Source organism: Algoriphagus sediminis (assembly GCF_030403435.1).
Taxonomy (GTDB): domain Bacteria; phylum Bacteroidota; class Bacteroidia; order Cytophagales; family Cyclobacteriaceae; genus Algoriphagus; species Algoriphagus sediminis.
Genome location: NZ_JAUEPH010000003.1, coordinates 190,027 through 207,947, shown reverse-complemented (window position 1 = coordinate 207,947; position 17,921 = coordinate 190,027). Strand labels below are relative to the sequence as shown.

General features: G+C 40.2%; 18 protein-coding genes and 2 tRNA genes. 4 read left to right on the top strand and 16 right to left on the bottom strand.

What is annotated here, in order from left to right; translation table 11 throughout:
* Nucleotides 1-14 precede the first annotated feature (14 nt).
* Nucleotides 15-815 carry a diaminopimelate epimerase gene (dapF, locus tag QVH07_RS07450; protein WP_289999534.1) on the bottom strand — a complete coding sequence of 267 codons (801 nt, stop codon included), beginning with the start codon at nt 813-815 and terminating at the stop codon, nt 15-17.
* Nucleotides 816-1,099: 284 nt separating this feature from the next.
* On the opposite strand from dapF, the gene QVH07_RS07445 reads away from it, so the two are divergent.
* A complete protein-coding gene (locus QVH07_RS07445; RefSeq protein WP_289999533.1) occupies nt 1,100-1,567 on the top strand; it encodes a pyrophosphohydrolase domain-containing protein in 468 nt (155 codons plus the stop codon).
* 21 nt (nt 1,568-1,588) lie between these two features.
* Nucleotides 1,589-2,512: a DUF1963 domain-containing protein gene (locus QVH07_RS07440; RefSeq protein WP_289999532.1), complete on the top strand. Its 924-nt coding sequence runs from the start codon at nt 1,589-1,591 to the stop codon at nt 2,510-2,512.
* 324 nt (nt 2,513-2,836) lie between these two features.
* Here the strand turns inward: QVH07_RS07440 and QVH07_RS07435 are convergent, their stop codons facing one another.
* The 9 genes from QVH07_RS07435 to mutS form a co-directional block, all read right to left on the bottom strand.
* Nucleotides 2,837-3,364: a hypothetical protein gene (locus tag QVH07_RS07435; protein WP_289999531.1), complete on the bottom strand. Its 528-nt coding sequence runs from the start codon at nt 3,362-3,364 to the stop codon at nt 2,837-2,839.
* Nucleotides 3,364-4,887 (bottom strand): hypothetical protein, encoded by a 1,524-nt coding sequence (locus QVH07_RS07430; protein WP_289999530.1) that lies wholly within the window; start codon nt 4,885-4,887, stop codon nt 3,364-3,366. The genes QVH07_RS07435 and QVH07_RS07430 overlap by 1 nt, the downstream gene beginning before the upstream one ends.
* 644 nt (nt 4,888-5,531) lie before the next feature.
* Entirely contained in the window at nt 5,532-5,849 is a 318-nt protein-coding gene (locus tag QVH07_RS07425) for a hypothetical protein (RefSeq protein WP_289999529.1), read from the bottom strand.
* Between the two features lie 51 nt (nt 5,850-5,900).
* Complete coding sequence (locus tag QVH07_RS07420) at nt 5,901-7,361, bottom strand: hypothetical protein (protein ID WP_289999528.1); 1,461 nt, start codon at nt 7,359-7,361, stop codon at nt 5,901-5,903.
* A gap of 285 nt (nt 7,362-7,646) precedes the next feature.
* A complete protein-coding gene (locus tag QVH07_RS07415) occupies nt 7,647-8,492 on the bottom strand; it encodes a mechanosensitive ion channel family protein (protein WP_289999527.1) in 846 nt (281 codons plus the stop codon).
* Nucleotides 8,493-8,601: 109 nt separating this feature from the next.
* A tRNA-Leu gene (locus QVH07_RS07410) sits at nt 8,602-8,685 on the bottom strand.
* Nucleotides 8,686-8,750: 65 nt separating this feature from the next.
* Nucleotides 8,751-8,823, bottom strand: a tRNA-Gly gene (locus QVH07_RS07405).
* 116 nt (nt 8,824-8,939) lie between these two features.
* Nucleotides 8,940-9,737: a LuxR C-terminal-related transcriptional regulator gene (locus QVH07_RS07400; protein WP_289999526.1), complete on the bottom strand. Its 798-nt coding sequence runs from the start codon at nt 9,735-9,737 to the stop codon at nt 8,940-8,942.
* Between the two features lie 56 nt (nt 9,738-9,793).
* A complete protein-coding gene (mutS, locus tag QVH07_RS07395; RefSeq protein WP_289999525.1) occupies nt 9,794-12,397 on the bottom strand; it encodes a DNA mismatch repair protein MutS in 2,604 nt (867 codons plus the stop codon).
* A gap of 83 nt (nt 12,398-12,480) precedes the next feature.
* Here mutS and QVH07_RS07390 point away from each other — a divergent pair, with 83 nt between their 5' ends.
* Nucleotides 12,481-13,023 carry an RNA methyltransferase gene (locus QVH07_RS07390; RefSeq protein WP_289999524.1) on the top strand — a complete coding sequence of 181 codons (543 nt, stop codon included), beginning with the start codon at nt 12,481-12,483 and terminating at the stop codon, nt 13,021-13,023.
* 27 nt (nt 13,024-13,050) lie between these two features.
* On the opposite strand, the gene QVH07_RS07385 is transcribed toward QVH07_RS07390, so the two are convergent.
* The 6 genes from QVH07_RS07385 to QVH07_RS07360 are packed head-to-tail and all read right to left on the bottom strand — an operon-like array spanning nt 13,051 to nt 17,446.
* Nucleotides 13,051-13,500: a PaaI family thioesterase gene (locus tag QVH07_RS07385; protein WP_289999523.1), complete on the bottom strand. Its 450-nt coding sequence runs from the start codon at nt 13,498-13,500 to the stop codon at nt 13,051-13,053.
* A 1-nt stretch (nt 13,501) separates the two neighbouring features.
* The gene (locus QVH07_RS07380) at nt 13,502-14,086 is read right to left on the bottom strand and encodes a hypothetical protein (protein WP_289999522.1); all 585 of its coding nucleotides are present in this window, start codon (nt 14,084-14,086) and stop codon (nt 13,502-13,504) included.
* Between the two features lie 6 nt (nt 14,087-14,092).
* A complete protein-coding gene (locus QVH07_RS07375; protein ID WP_289999521.1) occupies nt 14,093-15,514 on the bottom strand; it encodes a pyridoxal phosphate-dependent decarboxylase family protein in 1,422 nt (473 codons plus the stop codon).
* 2 nt (nt 15,515-15,516) lie between these two features.
* Nucleotides 15,517-16,275 carry an SDR family NAD(P)-dependent oxidoreductase gene (locus QVH07_RS07370; RefSeq protein ID WP_289999520.1) on the bottom strand — a complete coding sequence of 253 codons (759 nt, stop codon included), beginning with the start codon at nt 16,273-16,275 and terminating at the stop codon, nt 15,517-15,519.
* A gap of 9 nt (nt 16,276-16,284) precedes the next feature.
* Nucleotides 16,285-16,809, bottom strand: coding sequence for a YfiT family bacillithiol transferase (locus QVH07_RS07365; RefSeq protein ID WP_289999519.1), 525 nt, complete (start codon nt 16,807-16,809; stop codon nt 16,285-16,287).
* Nucleotides 16,810-16,813: 4 nt separating this feature from the next.
* Nucleotides 16,814-17,446, bottom strand: coding sequence for a ComF family protein (locus tag QVH07_RS07360; protein WP_289999518.1), 633 nt, complete (start codon nt 17,444-17,446; stop codon nt 16,814-16,816).
* A gap of 131 nt (nt 17,447-17,577) precedes the next feature.
* On the opposite strand from QVH07_RS07360, the gene QVH07_RS07355 reads away from it, so the two are divergent.
* The gene (locus QVH07_RS07355) at nt 17,578-17,919 is read left to right on the top strand and encodes a carboxymuconolactone decarboxylase family protein (protein WP_289999517.1); all 342 of its coding nucleotides are present in this window, start codon (nt 17,578-17,580) and stop codon (nt 17,917-17,919) included.
* The last annotated feature ends 2 nt before the right edge of the window (nt 17,920-17,921 follow it).

Sequence of the window (17,921 nt, the reverse complement as noted above, 5' to 3'; positions counted from 1 at the left end):
ACAATTGATAATGGTTAATGGCTTTGCTCTGCAACTGATTCTTCGTTCAATTCCAGAGTGCCTTCAAATACTTTTTCTGCCGGCCCTATAAGCCACACATCCTCAAATTCATGATCCTCATTTAATGAATATCTCACGGCAAGATCCCCACCAAGGGTTTTAATCGCGACCGTTTGATTTGGGTTCTTTGTGCCAAAGGCCAAAGCTGCTGCAGTCACACCTGTTCCGCAGGAGAGCGTCTCATTTTCCACTCCCCTCTCATAGGTACGTACGAAGATTTCATTCTCGTCAATAGCCTCCACAAAATTCACATTCGTACCCTCTGGATACCTCTCAGAATAGCGAATTCTGCTTCCTTCTTCCACCACCGGATAGTCCCTGATTTGCTCTACTTTTCGAAGATGATGCGGAGAACCCGTGTTGATAAAAACATCTCCCTCCACTTCCTTTGGCTTAGAAATTTCTCCCATCAGAAGCTCTACTTTTCCGTCGACAATTTTGGCCTTATGGCCTCCATCAATCGCGAGAAAGCTCGTTTCTAAACCGATAATCCCAAGTAGATGGCTGAAGGCAACAGCACATCTAGCTCCGTTTCCACACATGCTCTGACTCCCGTCAGCATTGTAGTAGATCATTTCGAAATCATACTCAGGATGGTTTCGGATCAAAATCAGCCCATCAGACCCTACACCAAACTTCCGGTCGCAAATCTTCGAAACGGTAGAAAGATCATCGAGGTCAAACCGCTCCAATCTATCGTCAATCATGACGAAGTCATTGCCTGTACCCTGATATTTATAAAACGAAAGTGTCATGAATTATTAGCTGTACCTGATTTATCAAAAACATTTCCAAAGAAACATTCGGGCATAAAGCTACCATACTTGGCAGAAAATCAGACGTTCTGTCGGGATATTGGTTTCGCTAAGAGGAGTTTTTGACCATATTTAGCAAAATCCCTAGAGATATTCAGCTACTCAACCTATGGGCTCAACTCGAGTTCTATCTCTTACCAAACAGATTTAAGTATAATTCTCCAATCGGAAGACCATAAATTCCCGCTTTTTTTATTACTTCAACCTTTAATTTCTAAATCAAAATGCAAGACCCAAAGTCACTTACCTCTGTCGCTAAATTTCATGAAACTTTTAAGCACCCTGTGCTTTCGGAACCCACCATTCCATCCCAAAAAAGATGTGAACTCAGAGTATCTCTTCTAGCCGAAGAGCTGAAGGAGCTTCAAGAAGCCATAGAGGATAAAGATCTTGTTGAAATCGCGGATGCCCTTTGTGATCTTCAGTACGTCCTTTCTGGTGCAATTCTTGAGTTTGGGCTAGGGGAAAAATTCAAAGCCCTATTCGACGAAGTACAGCGATCAAATATGAGTAAAGCTTGCGAAACAGAAGAGGAAGCCAAAGCTACTGTTGCTCATTACGAAGCCAAGGGCACCAAATGCTTTTATGAAAAAGAAGGAGACTTGTACCTAGTCTTCCGTGAAGGAGATCACAAAACCCTGAAATCAGTAAACTATTCACCTGCGGATTTGAAGGGGATTTTGGGAATCTAATCATCTTTTTCCTTTTATATAATGATAAAAAAACTTGGCTCTTTCGTAATCTTGGTTTTTATCTCCTGTAGTCAGGTGAAGTCTCCTGACTCAAGAGACCCAACAAAAGAAAGGTATTTAAAAGCTATTCAGACGATCAAATGGTCCTCTGGTATTGAAAATATCGAAGCCTTGCTGAGGCCTGGAATTAAGGTTGTTCAGGATCAATCGATTGATAAGCAAGGGTTGGGCGTCTCCCGGTTCGGGGGAACTCCAGATTTACCAGAAGGTTTAAATTGGCCAACATTTGAAGACAATCCAATGGTTTTCCTGGCTCAGATCAACTTAAGCGAAATCGAAAAACTAGATTTGGATAAGGAGCTCCCAAATAGTGGAATGATTTACTTTTTTGTCCATTTCAATAAACCTGAAAACCAATTTGGCACCTATTATGAATTCATTTTTGATAAAAGTGAATACAAAGTGATTTATTCTGAAAGTCAGAAATTAGAAAACGTCCCATTCCCTCAGGCTCTTTTGACAGAATATAGGTTTGTTCCACAGAGGATGAGTTTTGAAACCATCTATACTTTTCCGTCATATGAGACTCTTGAGGTTAGGTCTATGAGTCCAACTGATCAGGAAAAAGCCTATAACCTCAATTACTCTTTTGGTAATCAAGAGATTCAACAAATTCTTGGATACACCTCACCTGTCCAAACTGATGTAACTTTTGACTGGGCCTTCTCCTACCTCAATTATCAGACGTATGACTTGGACGAATTGGACAGAGCTAAAATTGATTCGGTCAGACCAACCTTCATAAACCTACTTCAATTTACACTTGCTAACCCTCAAACTGGATTCAACAAAATCGGTAGCTCGACAGGCTATTTTGGTATTACAAAACAAGACCTTCAAAACAAAAAGTTTGAAAATACCATCCTCGTTTTTCAAGACACCTAATTTGTCTTTTAAGGTTCTTCCAGGCATTAAATAAAGCTTTCTGTCAAACCATAAATTCTTGTTGGCACCAATTTGTTTATCAATGGAAAGCCTGTAAGATTTTTTTTGTCTTTCATGAAGGAGATTACAAAACCTTGAAATCAGTAAAATATTCTCCTGCGGATTTGAAAGGGATTTTGGAGGGGTAATTTGCTAGTTTAAAGTTGAAAAGTAGGGTCAGGACCAAATAGAACAGAATCCGCCGATTTCTTTGGAGAAAGGAATTCTCGAGCATGGTTAAAGAAAGGGCTGTCCCAAAATTGCTTTTGGGACAGCCCTTTCTTTTTAGTTTAGGCGATAACCGAAATTAAACTCCAATGCAATAGGTAGAAACCCTCCTGCACCAGTCAGATCAAAATAATATGCTGGTCCTACACTGAAAAGGGCAGTCCACCGACCATATTCCCGTTTCATTCCCCAAGTAGGTCCAATAGCCATACTATAGTTTTGATCAGTCCGAACGTTACCAGCTAATCTGGAACCATAGAACAAGTACCGCAGAGCAATAAAGTTTGAACCTGATTTTTTATTAGACTGCCTTTTTTCAAAGTTGTAATACTTTCTGCTTTGAATGTCTATAAATGGAGCTATCTGCCATTGAAAACCAGATTCACCGAAAACTGTATTCAAATTTGGATAGGAATAGTTATAGCCTACGCCTGCATTGAACTCAATTGTAGAATATTTTCCAATTGGATATTCAAGCGCAATTCCTGGGTTAATCAGATTTATCCTGGTCTCCTTCTCTGACTGAGACCATACTACTTTTACAAGAAAGCAAAGTGAAACTGCTAAGAGAATTTTTCTAGTCATTAGTCATTCAATTCTTTAATTACCCTAACGCCTTTAATATCTCCAAGAAACTCAGCGCCACCATAAACCGCTGCTGCGTCAATCTTATGCATTTTCTTCACATTAGATAGCGTAGGTTGTAATACATTTTGAGAGAATGAGGTAGGGGCACCGGTTCCTGTAGCCGAATATTCTATTCCGACAAATCTATCAATAATGAAGCTTAATTCATTCTCATTGGTACCCACAATTTCGTAACGTGAGAGGTTTATCTTAATTTCATCTGGGAATACAACCCTGTAGCTTTTCAAATCTTGTTGTTTGATTGCAAGAGAGGCACTAGCAAAACTTGATTCAGCATCTTTCCAAATAGCCTTAGTAATTTCGCTATAAGACTTTTTCAATGTTCCTTTTAACATCTTTTCAATATCATTGTAGGCTATAGGCTGAACTCCTAAAAACGGGATTCTAACACTGGTTAAATTTCCATTTGGAAGACTGAAATTTGTAAACTTTAAAATTTCCTTTGAAACACCCTTGGATGGAAAACTAGTATAACCTGCTGGTAAAGTGTACGGAATTTTAATGCTAAGTAATAGTCCATCCCAACCAAGAACCATTTTTTCAGCTCTTACCTCGTTTTGAGTCGCCCAGATACCTGTCCAACCTTTCTTTTGAAGCTTACCGTTTAACCCTACGCTTCGATAAAAAATGTAGTTGTAATCAAAAACTTTTACCCGAAATCTAAATTTTGAGGTATAATTTTCCTCATAAACTGTATTTCCTCCAAATGTACCTTCAAATAATTTTCCAACAGTAGTATTCGCACCATAACTGTGAGCGGTAAAGCTATCATAGACAGACTTTGGCCATGCGTATAAATAAGGGCTCAGTGGGGAAAAATCATTAGGTTGTGACATGATTAAATTGTTGGTAGAGCTTCCGCCTGAAGAACCGCCACTTCCATTACCACCACCGAAAGTGTCCTCAAATATAATACCATCATCTCCTTCCACACCTCCTAAAGTACCGCTTGCAATTCTAGCGTTTGGATTGAAGTTTTCAATTACTTCGAGCAATTTTTCATATTTATCTGAAGGACAGCCAAATGTTCCATATGAGGTTACCTTGTAAATCATGCCCTCAATTTCTATCTCCATATCTTCATTCAGAAAGGATCTAAGCGCGATATCTGGAACTAATTCTATAATTGAATCAAGAAGGAACTCTGGTTCAACCTCTAGCGCTCTGAAATTTGGTGAATTTTCCTCTACTGTTTTAAGGATAGTTTTTTGTAAAGAATGGAATTTGGGGAATTCCTTGGTTTTGCTTTGTAAGACTTTTTCATAATCTTGAGTAGAGGCTGGGTCCATTTGAGACATGAGCCCTTCAAATTCGGCGATTGAACCAAAAACGAGTCTAGTACTTTCACTTTTCGAGAGCTGGCTACTAGGGTCTACATCTCCGGTTAGCTCCTCTTGGCAGCTCCAAAGAATTAAAATAAGAGCTGAAAAGCTAAGCGATCGGTAAAAAAGATCCTTCAAAAATTTAAATTTTTGTGTTTTTGTGTTTTTGTGTTTTTGTGTTTTTGTGTTTTTGTGTTTCCATAGAATTAAAATTTATTTAATCAAAGTTGGGGCGATGGATTCAGAAAAAAAATACCCATTTCTGGGTATTTTTGGGGGTTTTTGAAGTTTTTTTCTTGTACTATTTGCTGGATTTTTAAGACTATTTTGACCTCAAATTTTTTGCGTTGCAGATCAAACCTAGGTTATTGCTTTTGGAAATAGGATAGTTGTAGTTCAGCCCGGATTTAGACTTTTTCCAGGGATTTTAGGAAAAATCGGGATTTCTGAGATGGTGATTGGTGGTTGAGTAAACTATTCACCTGCGGATTTGAAGGGGATTTTGGAGGGGTAATTTGCTAGCTTAAAGTTGAAAAGTAGGGTCAGGACCAAATAGAACAGAATCCGCCGATTTCTTTGGAGAAAGGAATTCTTGAGCATGGTTAAAGAAAGGGCTGTTCCAAAATTGCTTTTGGAACAGCCCTTTCTTTTTATTTTAGGCGATAACCGAAATTAAAATCCAATACAATAGGTAGAAACCCTCCTGCACCAGTCAGATCAAAATAAAAGGCTTTGAATAGCAGCTTCTAATCCAGAAATACTTCTAGAGCCTCCAACATAAATTAAGATCCATTATTTATAGTATCATTTTCCTCTCTAATCTTACAAAAGGAATCAAGTAAACCACTTACTTCAGCAGCTAGTCTGAAATTTTTTTCATCTAATCCTGTAATATCCGTCGCAATAGTCCAAATCAATTCTTCAAGTTTTTCTTTGTCATGAATTACTTCAAGTATTTGGCTCACATATCTAGCGTATTCCAAGTAAATATTATGGGCAAATTCTCCTGATTTTTGAATTCCTATCGGGTCCCAATTCATTAATACGATATTGATTTGGGTTTCGACCGCATTAAATTTTTTTAGTTCGTTGTAATCCATATCATGGGTTTAACAAATAAGTAATTATCTTTCCATGGTTTGCACCATTAGCTATATCAATAACAATTGCTTTCCCTTGAAATTCCACAAACAATTGATCCCCCATCTAGCATGGGTTACGATTCTAGGGACTCCATTCCCAAGAATAGTTTTTATTTGGGAAGGAGAAAGACCCTTTGAAATTCCATAAGCAATCGTTCCATGGGAAGTATATCCATTAAAGGTAATTTTTAGTCCGCCAACAGTCCAACTTTTATTACCCAACATTGAGGCTATTTCGGCATAGGCTGAATATCTTGACGTTAAACTAAATACTCTATTTCTAAGAGCATCAGATATATTAGTAGAAAAGGCCAGGAAAAGTACTTGAGAAATATTCTCTGGACTAAAAATGACCATCATAAATTTTCCCTTCTGCTGAAGATAAATCTGATTGACAAGGTTATTAATTTCTGCCCAATCACCCATGGTCAATCCTGGAGTTGCCATCATCTGCCGAATCATGGATACAAACTCTGAGGCGCCATGAGTATTCAAATAGTCCAGTTGTGCTTCTCTTTTTTGATCCGGATCAAGCGACTCCAATAGGAAAGAAGTAAAGGCAGGGTTGCCAAAATCTGAAATATCACAGTCCATGCAGGTCATCATTCCTTCATTTTGGGAAGCGCTTTTTCGAGAATAGGCGTCCCCACAGGAAATGGTCACTACATATCCGGTGATGCAGGACGTTGAAGATTCACAATATGATCCTCCGTAATTCGGTACTTCTTCTCTCACAGATGTCACAGTCCAAGTGCATGGGGTTCCTCCTCCACTACCAGAAGATCCTGAACTTGGAGAAGGGTTACCACTACCTGTAGCCCCTCCAGGAGTAACCCAAGCAGTACCTCCACTGGATGAGCCCCCTCCTCCACCGGACCCGGCATCTATAGTCACCTGATCACATACCACTGGATTTCCATTCTCATCCGTGATCCCCTGACACCTTTCCAGAGAAAAAGGATTGGAGTCATTAAAAAAACTCGAAAATGAGAATCTTTTTATTGTAGTTCCTGATTGCAGGAAATCTCCACTTTCAATAAAACTCCTATACTGTAGGCTATCAAAGCTATAGGCTAATACATATTGGTCTAAGAGGTTAGTAGCTGAGTCAGTTACTATGACCAGGTTATAAGTGCTGTAGCGGTTTTCCTTTTCGAGGAAAGGAACTGTGTAGGTTTTTCTCTGGGTGGAGTCAAACGTGACTAATGAAGCATCCAAATCAAAAGTGAAATCAGAAAGTTCCCGACCCTGTGCTGACCGAATTACATCCACGCCGAGTCGCTTGTTCATCTTGGACCCTAGCGCCTGCAAATCATTTAAGTTGGCAGGCTGGACATCAAAAGGGCCTCGTTCAAATTCCTCTAGGACATCCGCCTCCAGGATATGCTCCTCCAATGGCTCCATTTGACAGCTGGAAATAAAAAATGCCGCTAAGGCGAAAAGTAAAACACTACTAAAAAGTCTATTCAAAAATTAAATTTTTGTGTTTTTGTGTTTTTGTGTTTTTGTGTTTTCATAGAATTAAAATTTATTTAATCAAAGTTGGGGCGATTGATTCAGAAAAAAAATACCCATTTCTGGGTATTTTTTGATGGTTTTGAACTTTTTTTCTTGTACTATTTGCTGGGTTTTTAAGACTATTTTGGGCTATAATTTATTTAATTGCAGGTCAGCACTGACTTTTTGCTTTTGAAAATAGGATAGTTGTAGTTCAGCCCGGATTTAGACTTTTTCTAGGGATTTTGGAAAAATAACTTAACTGGTTTTTAGCGGATTATCTTGATAGTTCTTCAATTCCATAATGTTTCCTGGCAAATTGAAGCCTGCTTGACTTAAAGCATTCAAGACCTCAATTATCAAATTGGTTTTGATCTCCATATCGCCGGGACCATCGTCTAGGGTATCTACCCAAAAAGTTACCTGGAGATTTAACGTACTGGCTGACAGATCGGAAATCCAGACATTGGCCTTTCTTCGGTTTTTGAGAGCTCCTGGGACATTTTTTGCCGTTTCCAAGATGATAGACATCGCTTTGCGATAATCTGAACCGTAATCCAGCCCAATCACAAAATCATAGCGTAGAAAACCATCGATAGTCAAATTGGTCAGTGGATTATTGATGATCTGTGCATTAGGAATAAAGACATCCATGCCATCTCCGGTTTTGATATGTGTATCTCTCAGATTAAGGGAAACCACTGATCCCCTTATTCCATTGATTTCGATGATATCTCCAACTTTGAAAGGTCGCTTGAAGGCTAAAAGAATTCCTGCGAGAAAGTTCTCACCAATATCTTTAAGAGCAAAGCCAATCACAAAGGCCGAAATACCGGCTCCGGCCAATAGCCCTGAAACTACCCCTGTCAACCCTACAAAGCGAAAAACGACCATAAATCCAATCAGAATGATGATCAGCCTAAAAATCATAGAAAGGAAATTGGCCAACAGGTCATCTTCCATTCGAGCCACCAAACGGGCTCGTAGATGCCTTTGAAGAAATGCTGCCAAAAAATAGAATACCAGAAGAATGGCGAGGGAAATCCCCAGGGTCTGTAACCAGCTTACTATTCCAGACCAATCTAAATCAATTACACTTTCCATATTCTTAAATTATAAAAAGTGCTTGAGAAAACGGTTTTAATTCAAAAGTCTAGATGATGTTCTAAAATAAAAAAGCCCCGCTCCGATAGTTATCGGGGCGAGGCTTCTGTACCAGGAGCGGGAATCGAACCCGCACGGCCTTACGGCCACAAGATTTTAAGTCTTGCGTGTCTACCTATTCCACCATCCCGGCTTGTTTGCTCCTTCTAGTAGAGAAGTCTTCTGCAAACAACAAAGCCCTTTTGCAAGGGCTTTTTGAGCGAGAGACGAGATTCGAACTCGCGACCCCGACCTTGGCAAGGTCGTGCTCTACCAGCTGAGCTACTCTCGCTTTTGGGTAGATCAGAACGTGATCTGATCGAATTGTGGATGCAAAGGTAAGTTGAAAGAATAAATTTGCAAGACTTTTACCTCGAAAAAATTCAATATGTTATTCACCAGCCTAACTTAAAATTCGTACGAGCTCAGGATTTTAATCATCTCGGTTACGTTTCTTGCACCCAGTTTTTTGAGAATATTCTTTCGATGAGTACCAACCGTATTAATCGAGATATTCAAAGCCTCCCCAATTTCTTTAGATGACTGGCCATCCAAAATCAATTTCACGACCTGCTTCTCCTTTTTAGTAAGCTTCACCTCATGTTCTGTAGGTTCATTTTTACTCACCACCACACGCTCTCCGTCGTCTTTCACAAATGAGTAATTCCAGTCATAGCCTGAAATCTTTGGAGGAACCATAAGCTTTACAATGACATGAAAGTCCATGGCAAAATTCCCGCTCTCATCAATAAAGTATGGTTTCACTCTGGCCATCATCCAATGCACTTCTAAGGTGGTGCGGTGAACCCATCGGGTAGTGTATGAAAACTCGAAAGTATGTTTTTCTTTCATACTTAAGCCATGAAAGGCTTTGAATACAATCTCCTGAAAGCGAAATAACTCAGGCCGATCATCAGGATGAATCATGGTAAAGGATGTCTCCATACCCTTATTCCTGAACATAGAAGAGGGATATCCGGTCAACTCTTCCACATTTCCAGCGAAAAATGCCAGATTCAAATTTTTATAATCGAAACAAGCCATATACAGGCCTTCCTGCATCCCGATCTGATTGCTGAGCTTTTCCAGATCTTTCACCACCTTCTTCGGGTCGGGCATTTTCCCAAACTCCTGATTAGCCCAATCCTGAAAAAAATGAGTGTACTTGTTTTGCTTTCTTAGGTCACTTAGAAGAACCTTATCCATGTGAAGTTAAGTTTAAAAAACAGTAATGAATATACACATTTCTGCTTTTCAAATGACTACTCTAGTTTCTTTTTAAGCTCATTTAGTTTTAGCAAGGCTTCTACCGGGGAGATGGTATTGATGTCTATCTCATCCAAAAGTTTTTTAGCGTCTGCAAACTTTGGGTCCAGCTCAAACATATTTAACTGGTAATTATTTTTCGGAACTTCGCTAAGGGCTTTTTTCTTGCTCTTCATTGCCTTGTCCTTCTCGAGATGATTCATAATCTCTGAAGCTCTAAGTACAATCGGATTTGGCATTCCTGCCATCTGCGCCACATGAATACCAAAGCTATGCTCACTACCTCCTTTTTCCAGCTTCCTCATAAAAACCACTTTGTTTCCGACCTCTTTCACCGATACGTTGAAGTTTTTAACCCTGGGAAAATCCTCAGTCAGTTGATTCAGTTCATGATAATGGGTAGCAAAAAGAGTCTTCGCCTTAAACTGCTCATTGTTATGGAGATATTCCACTATGGACCAGGCAATGGAAATACCGTCATATGTGGAAGTCCCTCTACCGATTTCATCCATGAGCACCAAACTTCGATCGGATAGATTATTTAATATGCTAGCAGTCTCCGTCATTTCCACCATGAAAGTGGACTCTCCTTTGGAAAGGTTGTCTGAAGCTCCCACGCGGGTAAAAACTTTGTCTATAATGCCCACACGGGCAAAGCTAGCAGGAACAAAGCTCCCCATTTGAGCCATCAAGACAATTAAGGCCGTCTGTCGAAGCAAAGCGGATTTACCTGCCATATTTGGCCCAGTGATGATGATGATTTGTTGACTATTATGATCGAGGTAAATGTCATTGGGAATATAATCTTCACCAGGAGGAAGCTGCTTTTCAATTACAGGGTGACGGCCATCTTTAATTTCCAGAGTTTCTGTTGTAGAAATTTTTGGCTTTACATAATTATTTGAAATGGCTACTGCTGCAAAGGAAAGCAATGCGTCAAGAGTCCCCAGAACTCTAGCATTTTGCTGAATTTCGGTGACAAAGTTGGATGCTTCCTTAACGAGTTCTTGATAAAGTTGCTGTTCCAAAACCACCATGCGCTCTTCCGCATTCAGAATTTTTTCTTCGTACTCCTTGAGCTCCTGTGTAATATATCGCTCAGCATTCACAAGAGTCTGCTTTCGAATCCATTCTGGGGGGACTTTATCTTTGTGAGCATGGGTAACTTCCAGGTAGTAGCCAAAAACCTTATTAAAAGCTATTTTTAAGCTGGTTATTCCGGTTCTTTCGATTTCTCTCTGCTGAATTCCCACCAGATGGTCTTTTCCGGAATTGGCCAGGCCGCGATATTCATCCAATTCAGAATCCACTCCATCCTGAATCACTCCACCTTGATGAACCAACATAGGCGCATCCTCCTTCAGCTCTCTTTCGATTTTCTCAAGTAGGAAAGTACATGGATGAAGCTGGTCTGAAATTCTTTTCAGCGTTGCATTATTCTGCTTTTTCAGCAGCTCTTTTATGGGCAAGGTGATTTTTAACGCCCTCCGGATCTGATTCATTTCTCGGGGGTTTGCACGGCCCACTACCACCTTAGAAATTAATCGCTCTAGGTCTCCAATATGCCTGAGCTCTTCTGTAATCTGCTCGATCAAGCTCCTTTGCTCCACAAAAAACTCCACCACTTTAAGTCTCTCCTCTATAAGGCTTTTCTCCTTCAGAGGTAAAACCATCCACTTTTTCATCATTCGGGAGCCCATGGGAGTCACCGTCTTATCGAGGATATTAATCAAGGGCACTCCTCCATCATGCTGAGCAAAAACAAGCTCAAGGTTTCTGATAGTAAACTTATCCAGCCACACGTATTTCTCCTCGGCGATTCTTGAAATAGAGCTGACATGCTGGGTCTCTTTGTGTTCTGTTTCTTCCAGATAGTATAAAATCGCGCCTGCAGCCACTATTCCTTGGGAAAGCTCTTCTACCCCAAAGCCCTTCAGGTTCTGAGTTCCAAAGTGTCCCACCATCCGCTCATAGCAGTAGTCGAATTGATAAACCCAGTCTTCGCAGTAAAAGGTGATGGAATCATCTTTTAACGTTCCTTCTGCGATTTGCCTTGCAGCTTTACTAAAAATAACCTCCGATGGAGCAAAGCTTTGCAAAAGCTTTTCAATGTAAGAAAGGCTTCCCTCTGCACACATAAACTCCCCGGTGGAAACATCCAAAAAGGCGATTCCATGCGTTTCCTTTCCAAAGTCTATAGAAGCTAGGTAATTGTTTTTTCGAGTATCTAAAACCTGATCATTATAAGAAAGGCCTGGAGTAACTAACTCGGTAACTCCTCGCTTCACAATCCCTTTGACTGATTTCGGGTCTTCAAGCTGATCACATATCGCAACGCGATTTCCAGCCCTTACCAGTTTGGGGAGATAAGTATCCAATGAGTGATGTGGAAAACCCGCCAGTTCAATATGCGATGCCGCGCCATTTGCTCTTTTGGTAAGGACGATATCCAAAACTTTACTTGCAGTAATCGCATCTTCCCCAAAAGTTTCATAGAAATCTCCTACCCGGAAAAGAAGTAACGCGCCGGGATGCTTGGCTTTGATAGCATTGTACTGCTTCATCAAGGGGGTCTCTTTTCCGGATTTGCTTTTGCTCATGGGAGTTTAGAAGGCTATTTGTAGTTTTGAGGCAGGAAAGCCAAAAGTCGAAAATAAGCATTCGCCTACCATAACAAAAGCAGATGAAAAAATTAAGCATGGAAGAGCTGAATAGGCTCAGCATAGAAGAATATAAAGAAGCTAAAAAGACCCCTATTGTGTTGGTTTTGGACAATGTTCGAAGCCTTAATAATGTCGGTTCAGCTTTCCGAACAGGGGATGCTTTTCGTATTGAGAAAATATTTCTTTGCGGGATTACAGGAAAGCCACCTCATCGTGATATTCAGAAAACTGCTCTTGGAGCAACAGATTCTGTACAATGGGAATATGTCCTAAATACGATGGAAGCCATTCAAGTGCTAAAGAAGAAAGGCTATAAAATCTGCGCTCTGGAGCAAGCTGAAAAATCTGTTTCTCTTGAAAAATACTCCCCTGAAAAGGGTGAAAAACATGCTCTAGTATTCGGAAATGAGGTTTTCGGGGTGGAAGATGAGGTGTTGGCTAATTCAGATATAATCCTGGAAATTCCCCAGTTTGGCACAAAGCATTCACTTAATATCTCTGTCTCATTGGGAATCGCCACTTGGGATATTTTCTGCAAAATCAATGAATTGAAAGGTAATTAAAATTGTTCACAATTAGTTTGTGGAAAACTAAAGCCCAAGATCCGAAAGTTTAATATGAGTCTTTGACATATTGCTGCTTGCCTTTGCAACAAGTTTCCCCGACTCCTTTTCGATCTTCGCCTCCCAGTGATTCAAATTAGCCCCTAGGCGGATAAGCTTTGCGGAAATAATTAGTCGCTCACCAATATTCGCAGAGGAAAGAAAGTCAACATTGAGGTTGACACTGGACATCACGTACTCCTCAGTCATCACTATGTTTCCAATTCCAATGATCTCATCCAACATCAGTGAAGCAATCCCTCCATGCAGAATTCCCACAGGGTTACACATATCCTCACGGACCCTACCCTCCATGGTCACATTTGAATCACCAATACGTAGAAGTTTAAGTGCAAGCCAATTCGCAGCCTTAGATGGTCCATTATCGATTACTTGGCCTTCTTGAGCCTTAAAAATGCTATAAATTCGCTGATTCATCTCATTCAATAAGTTTAGAATAGTCTTCCAGTATTATATTCAGATATTCAAGCTCTCCCTCATCCTTCCAGAGAGGAACCCAACGTTCCTCATGCAAAATATAAAACGAGCTTTTCTCTAAGATTCCATCCTTTATTTTTTGCACATGCTCAAAATGGTCATCCTTGTTTCCATTTTTCATTTCAAATTCTTTTGTTTCAGCCCCTTGTGTTATTCTCAAATTCAAAGGCCAATCTGTATTTATAGGCTCCAAGTAAAGATAAGCTTCATCTTTCTGCCCATTTAAAATTAGCACCAAGTCCAAACTTGGCTCATCATCAATGCTCTTCCTATTGTCATGTCGAAATAAGGTCATTTTCGCATCCTTTCTTACTTCACGATCATAGGACAAAGCCCGCACATTTAAGAAATAAAGACGGTTTGATTGAGACATCCTAAACCTAGGGTCCTCTCCGGTGTTGTTGGCCCTTTTTGAGTCAAAGAAGGACAAAGCAAAAACAATCAGAAGAGAGGCAAGGCCAAAAATCTTCAAAATCCGAATCAATTCGGGTGATAAAACAGGGTCTTTTGTGGACCTGGATGACATTTAGGTCTATGAATTAATGGTCTTATGCAACTGCTCTTTCAGTAAAACCCATGCTGCTTCTATATGTTTCTCCTCAACATCTGTTTGGCCAATGACCCACCTTATCACATACTTATCATTAAGTTTGGTGTGTGAAAAGAACAGCTTATGGGTTGCATTTGCTGTGGACATCCAGGATTCGTTGATCTCATTTAGTTTTTCTGTGCTCAGGTCATGGTGAACGTATCTAAAGCAAATAGTATTGAAATTTACCGGAGCCAAAATTTCTAATCTACTATCAGCTCTTATCCATGACTCTGCTTTTTTTGTAAGATGGAGATGATGTCTGAGCTTTTTCCTAAGACCTTCCAAACCATAGGATCTTAATACAAACCACAACTTCAAGGCCCTGAACCTTCTGCCTAGCGGGATACCCCAATCCCGATAATTATTCACTTTTTCGTCCAGATCAGTTTTTAAATATTCCGGAGTAAGAGAAAAAGTCTTAACCAAATATTCGGGTTCTTTCAAAAACATGACCGTACAATCAAAATTGGTCATCATCCACTTATGTGGGTTAAATACGTAGGAATCTGCCTCATCATGCCCGTGAATAAGAGTCTGATATTCAGGAAGTAGCAAAGCGGTCCCCGCAAAAGCAGCATCTATGTGGTGCCATACCTGATAATCCCGACAAACCCTAGTTATTTCTCCAATGGGGTCGACAGCAGTAGAGCTGGTGGTACCTAACGCAGAAATTACCATCAAAGGGGTAAGGCCCTGAGCCAAATCATGACGGATAGCCCTTTCCAAGGCCTCAGGAATCATAGAAAAATTCTCATCCACATCCACTCTGACCAGATTTTCTTCTCCAATTCCACTGATTTTTACCGCTTTATCGATAGAAGAATGAACGTGAGAAGAAGAATAAACCCTGAATTTTTCTTTCCCTGTAAAGCCAGATTTATTGATTTGAAAGCCGCTGTGTTTCTCCCTAGCGGCCAAAATAGCGCTAAGGGTAGCTGTACTAGCGGTATCATGGATACAGCCCTTCCAATTAGAGTTTATTCCTTTGGCTTCTCGAAGCCAATCACATACTTTTTCTTCAAGTTCGGCGGCGGCCGGAGAAGTGATCCAGGACATACACTGTGCTCCCAAGGTTGACATCAGCATTTCCGCCAAAATTGATGGCTCTGAGTTATTTGCCGGAAAGTACCCAAAGAAAGCTGGGTTTTGCCAATGGGTCATCCCCGGCATAATTATCCTCTGAAAATCGGCGAAAATTCGGTCAAACTCTTCTCCTTCTTCAGGTGCGTTATCCGGAAGTTTGGCATAAATGTCTCCGGGTTCAACATCAGGAGTTACTGGATAGGATTCTTTTGATTCCAAATAATCAGCCATCCAATCAACCAATTCATGGCCTCGCTTCCTGAATTCATTCTTATCCATAATTAGTGTACGTAAGAACCGGCATTAATATCTATGGAGGCGCCGGTGGCATGATCCGCCAAACCAGAGCAAAGAAGAGTAATCATTGGTGCCAAGTCTTCTGGTTTAGTTAACTCACGAAGAGCAATATCATTCAAGGCAAAACCTTCACCATATTCCGCCAAAATTTCATTGGCCATATCCGTTCTGGTAAATCCAGGAGCAATGAGAAATGCCTTAATTCCATCCTTCCCATAATGCCTAGCAATGGTTCTTGTAATACTCACAACCGCCCCTTTTGATGCGGCATAAGCAATATAATCGGTAGTATCCCCACGAAAGGCCGCTCTTGATGATATATTAATTACTCGCCCTTGTTTCTCCTTTTTGGCATGTTCTACATATTCCTTGCATATTATTCCCAAAGAGGTGGTATTTACGGCCATCGTTTCCTCCCATATTTTGAGCCATTCATTACTGGGCATATCATCCGGAGCCGCTTTAGCAATGCCTGCATTATTTACAACGGCTGAAATAGGACCAAATTCAGCCCATGCTTTCTCAATTAAGCCAACAACTTCTACCGGTTTTGAAAGGTCGCATTGGATTAAAGCACCTTTGCCCTGAATCTGAGCTAGAAGGTTTTCCGCATGCTCTTTTGCTTTATTGTAATGTATCAAAACCTTAGCTCCAGAAGCTGCAAGTTGTAATGCTGCCGCCGCACCAATACCTCTGGAAGCACCCGTAACTAGAATGGTTTTATTAGTTAAGTCAATCTTCATTGTTTCAATTTATTTATAGAGCTGGGGCAATCTAAGGTGTGCAAGATGGTGCTTTCCGTGCCATTCGTATAATAGACAAACTTCCTTCAAGGAAACCATTTGCTTTAAATCCGGGTGAAAATAGCATTTTTCGAAATCTGGAAAACTCATATTCTTCAAAATCTCTCCCCATTTTTTGTGGATACCTTCTATCATTTTCACAGAAATAGAGGTGCCCAAGGAATAATCAGCCAGTTTTGCCCACTGTGCCTCATCGTAAGGCTTAATTATTGGGTTATTTTCTGTCAATGCCATTTTGAAACGAATTAAGGCATTCATATGACTATCAGCAAGATGATGAATCACCTGAGCAACAGTCCATCCTCCAGGTCTATATTTTTTATTAAAATACTGACTATCAAAGCTTTGATGGGTCCTGTTCAGCAAATCGGGGTATTCGTTTAAATACTCTATGGCTTGCTGAAGATGCTGATCCGAAATGACTTCCGGTCTAACAAACTTCCCAATGGGATATTTAAGATGCTCTATATCCATGAAATTATCTTCCAGATGCTATGGTCATGAAATTCACACTTTTTGCATGATTGTCCAAAAGTTCATTTCCGCATGCACACAGCGTGGCTCCCGTTGTCATTACGTCATCAATTACTGCCACATTTTTTCCCTTCACCAACTCTGATTCTTCAAGAGCAAATACTCCATCAACATTAGCCATCCTTTGAGCTCGGGATTTTTTGGTTTGGGTTTCTGTAAATTTTGTTCTTTTCAAGGCCAAGCAAATCGGCACATCGATTTTTTGACTTATGCCTTCAGCAAACATTTCACTTTGATTAAAGCCTCTCCTTATCTTTTTACTTGGATGAAGAGGGACTGGGATAAGTAAGTCCGGCAGAGGATATCCTGAAGCCAGCAATTCATTCCCGAAAAGTCGACCCAGATGTTTTGCTAAATCAGGTCTATTTTTGTATTTGATCTCATGAATGAGCCTTTGACTTTGCCCAGATTTGGTAAAGCGAAGAAAAGAAACAATGGACTTCACCTTGGTTAAACCCTCTACCTTTTGTACCAAATCATTGTTTTCGGGCCGCAAAACGTAATTTGTCCTCGGTAAAGACTCTTCACAGGTCAAACACAAATGTTCCTCAAACTCATGAAGGGAGTTTTTACACATGATGCAATTCCGGGGGAAAAGAATATTTAAAAAATCTTTGATAAAAAATAAACGCATAGCTCAATTGGACAGTTAGTATTCGTCTAGGCCATATTCCTAGTATATTTGCAATCCATATCAACAAAAAGTTAATGAATAACCCTGAGGAATTCAACGAATACCGTAGTCGGATGAATGAGAAAATTCTCGGCGAGGATAATAAAGTTCTCAAAAGAATTTTTAATCTGGACACCAATGCCTTTTCTGAAGGAAGTGTGGACAAAAAATCCAAAGAAATGATAGGGCTTGCTTGTTCTATGGTCTTGAGATGTGACGACTGTGTGCGGTATCACCTTGGTAAATGCCATGAACTTGGACTATCACGTGAGCAGGTTTTTGAGGTCTTTTCAATTGCAACACTTATTGGAGGGACCATAGTGATTCCTCACCTAAGGAGAGCCACAGAATATTGGGAAAGTCTTGACATTCAATAGAT